Raw genomic sequence first — 6,406 nt, forward strand, 5'->3', positions numbered from 1 at the left:
ATGAAGTTTGAGACGTTGAATTATGCTATTCAGGATGTTCGGAAAGAAGCAAGACAAGCTGCTGCTATTGGTCTAGCAGTATCTAATTTAAGCTATGACGATACACCGGGAAAATTAAGTTTTTCACTTGGTACGGGTGTATGGCGCAGTCAATCTGCACTTGCTATTGGAGCTGGTTATATGTCTGAAAATGGAAGATTTCGCTCTAACGTATCTGCAACGAGTGCTGGGGGACATTGGGGTGTAGGTGCTGGATTTAGGGTAACACTGAATTAACAATAGAAAATTCGAAATAGATTTTCCTTCTCTTATCAAATGCGTTACATGTGCCATTTAAAGAGAAGGAAAGTTATTCTCATCATAAATGAATAGCAATAGAAGATAAGGGCGTATTTTGAGTAAAATATATTTTTTATTGTAAAATTTTTATGATAAAATCATTTATCATCTCCAAAAGGGATTATTTGAGTAATCAATATTTCTTTTTAAGGGGCTTTTTCCTTCTTGTCTCATAAGACAAGGATAGAATTTTTATAAGAAGTGACATTTTACCCAAGAATTCATAGAGTAGTGTACTTGTAAAGTTCTATAATAATAATCTTGGTGGGACTAATTTTAGTTACAATAAAGCATTTTAACAAAAAAATTACAAATGCAGAGTGATTTTTTCATATAAATTAATAGAGTACGTGTAATCGCACAATATTTTAAAACTATACAGTTTATAATTTTATAATAGAAATATCCACAAGGGGTATTCTTAAAGAAATAAAAAGTTTCATTTTTTTTCTTGCTATTTTTTAATATTTGTATAAAATGCGAAAAATTAATTAAAGGAAACTAGAAATCTTCTCGCAAAGCGGGGTGCGGTAAGTTATGGCAAAATCACAAAACCACAATCGTCTGATCTCAAAAAGCTTTAAGAGATACAAATATAAAACTCAGGGGCATCTCGCTTATTTTCACGACAAAAGCGCAATAACCCTACAAAAAACGCTCTAAATTACTCAACAAACAACCTAAATCCCTTCCGCAATAAACATCCTTTATTGCCTCTTAAACATACAACACCTAATAATAGTACGCAAACATGTTTTTTCTATACTTCTTTCACCTTTCTTCACCTTTAAATTTAAAGGCTCTGCTAAAGAAAAACACCCCTCCTTAAAGAGGGTAAATAAAAACCTTATTAATTGGACTATCGATCAACGTCGACTTCTATCTCATTGATATCTTAGATAGTCCTCTTCCGCATTATGACAACCCTAATCTTTTATAAAACAAGAAAAAACAATCTCTGGAACTTAGTAGCACCAGAATATGTCTTTTTGATGTTTTAAATATCTTTTTTTACTTAGAGGATTTATTATGAAAAAAATATATACCACACCACACACGCTAGCAGTGAGTAATTTAAAAAATTCTTGCTCGTCTTATCGATTACCTTTTATAAAAACGCTTTCATTAGTGTCAGTAGCTGCCTTTTTATCAAATGCTTCTCCTGTTTTTGCTTGTGATCTTTGGGGTAATGTAGAACAGTATTTTGGCGGAGGTACAAATATACGTAAAAGTATTGCGCCAACCTATATAATTAACGGTAAAATATATAGAGATGTTGGTTCTGCGTTGTATGGTTTGCAGAGTTATGTCGCTGAAACTAGGTATGATAAGCTTGTTAAGCAAGATGCATCAGGACTTATTACAATTGGTGCGGACGTAGGTGGCAATAGAATAACTATCGCAAATAGCTCTCATGGATTGAGGACTCTTACTGGTGTTGCTGATGGTTGGGTTTCGCCATTCTCGTCTGATGCAGTCAATGGTTCTCAGCTTTTTTCCCAAGGCATCAGTACAGCGATCTCTTTTGGCGGTGGTGCTGGATATGATAGAAAAGGAAACTGGATAACTCCTACTTTTACAGTTAAGGTCTTTGATAAAAATGGTAATGGAACTGAAAAGGACTATAAGAATGTTGCGGATGCCTTTACTGGCGTAAGTAGTTCTTTCACAAATCTTGATGCAAAGATTGAAAATATTAAGGTGGCAAGTAATAGTCTTGTTAAGCAAGATGATACAGGACTTATTAGCATTGGTGGAGAAGTAAGTGGAACTAAGGTAAGCATTGCAAACGTTGATAATGCAGTTCGGACTCTTTCGGGTGTTAAGGCTGGTTCGATTGCAGCAGCGTCCACTGATGCGATAAATGGTTCTCAACTTTATGCCATGAGCAATGTAGTTGCTAGCTATTTTAGTGATAATGCTGGATATGATAAAGATGGAAACTGGAATGCTCCTACTTTTACAGTTAAGGTTTTTGATAAAAATGGTAGTGGGACTGAAAAGAACTATAAGAATGTTGGGGATGCGCTTTCTGGTGTAAGTAGTTCTTTTACGAATCTTAATCAAAAGATCGAAAGTGTGACAGGTGATAGTTTTGTTAAGCAAAATAGCGTTGGGCTTATTACGATTGGTGGAGACAAGGGTGGCAATAGAATAGATATTGCAAACAGTATTAATGTGCCACGAGTTATCTCTGGTGTTAAAGGGGGTGCATTTACGGCAACATCGACCGAAGCAGTAAATGGTGGTCAAGTTTATTTGATGGCTCAGGCATTTGCACGTTATTTTGGCGGTGGTGCTGGATATGATAAAGAGGGAAACTGGGGTGCTCCTACATTTACAGTTAAAGCCTTTGATAAGGATGGTAATGAAACTGAGAAAAACTATACTAATGTTGCAGATGCATTTTCTGGCGTTAATAGTGCTTTCAAAATTTTGAATAAGGAGATTGTTAGTATAAAGAGTGGCCTTGGTATTGGTGAAACAACGGATAAACCACAAAATGGTGATCCTTCGGATATTATTTCAGAAGGCTTTCCTTTTATGAGAAGCGCACGTTTTCTAAGAAGCTTACCTCTTGCCATAGATGAGGAAGAAAGCGCCATAGATGAGGCGGATAATTCAACCACGGTAACTGTTGCTCCTAGTGAAATTTTAGAAAAGTCAACTTATGAGGTGAATGAAAGTCAGTTTCAGGCGCTGAGTAAAGATGTAAAAGCACTTAGCAGTAAGGTAAAAGAAGTTGACGACAAGGTGAATGTTGCGGTTAGCTATGATACTGATAATGAGGGGAAAAAGATCAATAGCATCACTCTAAAAGGTGTCGATGACAGTGAGCCTGTTTTGATTACGAATGTTAAAGATGGAGAAATTAAAGCAGGCTCTAAGGACGCAGTGAATGGTGGTCAGTTATACGATCATACCGCGGAGCAGATGAAGATTACTCTTGACAGTGCGAAAAAGTATACGGACGATCAAGTCAATAATGGTGTTAATGCGGCGAAATCCTATACCGATATGAAGTTTGACGCACTAAGTTATGATATTACGAATGTGCGCAAAGAGGCAAGGCAAGCAGCAGCGATTGGTTTGGCAGTCTCTAACTTACGTTACTTCGATGACCCAGGATCTGTGAGTGTTTCATTTGGTGGCGGTTTTTGGCGTGGACAATCTGCCTTTGCGATTGGTGCAGGTTATACATCTGAAGATGGCAAGATTCGTTCTAATCTATCAGCAACCAGTGCTGGCGGTCAGTGGGGTGTAGGTGGTGGAATAACTCTGAAATTAAAATAACACCAGAGAATATGAAAAACTACAATTTAAGCGAAGTTTCGCCCTTGTCTCATCAGACAAGGGCGAAATTTTATATTATAGAGAAGTAATATTTTACAGAGAAGTCCATAGAGTAGTATACTTATAAAGTCTTATAACAATGTATTCTATAGTAATAATCTTAGTGAGATTGATTTTAGTAAAAAGTAAATTACTTTAACAAAAATTTTATAAATACAGCGTAATACTCTCATATAAATTGATAGAGTGCGTAATCGCACAGTATTTTAAAACTGTACGTTCTATAATTTCATTGATAGAAAATATCCATTGGGGGGATACGTTTAAAAATTTAAAAATCCTATTTTATTATTTTATTTATTTGCTCTGTACATAGCAGTAGCAATCATGAGGTATGCAACAGCGGCAATTATTAGTAAGACTCATTTTGATCAAAATGGGACACTTAAATAAAACTATGAAACAGAATCTCTAGACAAGTCTATAGTGCATGGAATCTATGAATTTTAAAGTTATAAGGATATTTCACGGTTATATAAATCGGAAAGACTCATTCTGTAAAAATAATTAAATTCATTTTTCTCTTGCTATTTCACTCAATAGTCTATAACATCACAAAATATTCTTTAGTAAGACTCATTTTGGTAAAAACAGAAAAATGCTCGCAAGGGGGGGCAGCTGATTATGAAAAAAACACACAATCATCCTCATTTTACTCTAAAGCTCAAGAGTATGTCGCTTATCCCCGCGATAAAAGCGTAATGATTTCACAACAAGTACTCTAAATCATTCAGCCGACAACTTAAACTTTTCCCCGAATAATACCTTACAGCTTCTTAATCATATAAAATGAACTCTTTTACTTTTAAAACTATAAACCGCAGACCTAACAATAGGGTGCAAGTATATCTTCTTCATACCTGTTTTTCACCTTCATTCAGGAGTTTTGTTGCAAAAAAAGCACCCTTCTTAAAGGCGGAAAAAATAAAAAACCCATTAACCACATCGTTTATCAAGATTAATTGCAACCTTGCTAGACTTCTAATTACTTCTGTTCGCCTCTGCGGCAAACTCAAACCTTATAAAGAACAAAAAAATCACGTCGTTAATCACTCCTAACACTGAAATATGACTTTTTAATGTTCTAAATATGTATTTCTTATTTGGAGAATTTGTTATGAAAAAATTATATACCACACCAAAAGCGCTAGTGGTGAATGATTGTAAAGATTCTTGCTCGTTTTATCGACGGCTTTTTATTAAAGCGCTTTCATTGGCTTCAGTGATTATCTTTTTATCAAATGTTTCTCCTGTTGCTGCTGCTACTCAGATTTTAAATAACATATCAAACGACTTTAGTGGTGGTACAAATGCGCTTAAAGCTATTCCGCCAGCCTATGTAGTTGGCAGTAAATTGTATAGAGATAGTGGCTCTGCATTTGTGGAGGGGGAGGATGCCCCCAAGAACTTAAGTCTTAATATTAAGTTTCAGACTAAAGCTGCTTTTGATACTGCATTTGCAGGTACAGAAGGTTATAAGAATGTAGAAGGTTATAAAAGTGTTGCGGATGCATTTTCTGGCGTGAAGAGTGCTTCCACAAGTTTAAATCATCAGATTGTTGAGATAAAGGAACTCGCTACTATTGGGGGAAAGCAAGATAATTTATCTCAAAGTGATGATAGGCATGAAAACACAGGCAGCTTTCCTTTTTTAAGAAGCTTACCCAGTGGACTAGCCCGAGCGGATGATGAAAGGATGATAACTATTGCTCCTACCTCACCATTAACTCAAATAACTTTTCGGAGTAGTGAAGGTGAGACACGGCGTCTTGTGGATATTTCTCCTGGTGAGCTCTCAGAAACGTCAACCTATGCCGTTAATGGTTCCCAGCTTTATACGTTAGGCACTGGGGTTGCAAAATCTTTAGGTGGTAATGCTAGTTATGCGGATGGAACTTGGAGTGTACCTACATTCACGGTTAAGAGCGTGAAAGAAGATGGCAAAACAGAAGATAAAGACTATCATGATGTAGCAACAGCGTTTGCTGGTGTAGGAACTTCTTTCGTAAATATGAATAATTCTATCACGAATATTAAGAATGAACTTAGCAAAGATATTGCTGAAGCAAAGAGTGATTCCTTGCATTGGAGCGATACTGCACATGCTTTTGTAGCGACGCATGGCAAGGAAGATAGCAAAAGTAATAGCAAGCTTACATCTCTTTTAGATGGTTCGATTAATGCTGGTTCCACGGATGCCGTAACGGGTAATCAGCTTCATGCTCTAGGTGATAAAGTTGCAAAATCTTTAGGTGGTAACGCTAGGTATGAGAATGGCACGTGGACTGCTCCTACATTCAAGGTTAAGCGATTCAATTCTGATGGTGATGTTACTGACTCGACTTATGACAGTGTCGCGTCTGCCTTTGCCGGTGTTGGTGATTCTATCACGAATATTAAAAATGAGATTAGCAAAGAAATTGCTGGTGAAAAAAGTGATTCTTTAATCTGGAGCCAAACGGCGAATGCCTTTGTAGCGACGCATGGGGATAGTAAAGAGAACAGCAAGATTACGTCTCTTAAAAATGGAGACATTAGTAGAACGTCAACGGATGCTGTAGCTGGTAACCAGCTATATGCTCTAGGGAGCGATGTTGCGAAGTCTTTAGGTGGTGGTGCTAAGTATGAGGATGGCAAATGGAGCAAACCTACATTCACGGTTAAAACAGTAAAATCTGATGGAACTGAGAGTGAGGAGAGCTATACAGATGTG

The 6,406-nt window shown here is 36.7% G+C and carries 2 protein-coding genes and 1 pseudogene; all 3 read left to right on the forward strand.

Annotation, left to right across the window (positions count from 1 at the left end; genetic code table 11):
* The coding region (locus ACFIJJ_RS08830) for a YadA-like family protein (protein WP_375612590.1) at positions 1 to 276 on the forward strand (276 nt) is incomplete at its 5' end.
* Positions 277 to 1,368: 1,092 nt separating this feature from the next.
* A complete protein-coding gene (locus ACFIJJ_RS08835; protein WP_375646679.1) occupies positions 1,369 to 3,633 on the forward strand; it encodes a YadA-like family protein in 2,265 nt (754 codons plus the stop codon).
* Between the two features lie 1,177 nt (positions 3,634 to 4,810).
* Positions 4,811 to 6,406: pseudogene (locus ACFIJJ_RS08840) on the forward strand (hypothetical protein); the annotation flags it as partial.

The organism is Bartonella sp. TT29SHDZB, from assembly GCF_042193395.1.
Taxonomy (GTDB): domain Bacteria; phylum Pseudomonadota; class Alphaproteobacteria; order Rhizobiales; family Rhizobiaceae; genus Bartonella.

What these genes read in the sequence shown, in the direction of transcription:
- ACFIJJ_RS08835 (WP_375646679.1), top strand. Translation starts at nt 1,369, where the DNA reads ATGAAAAAAATATATACCACACCACACACGCTAGCAGTGAGTAATTTA.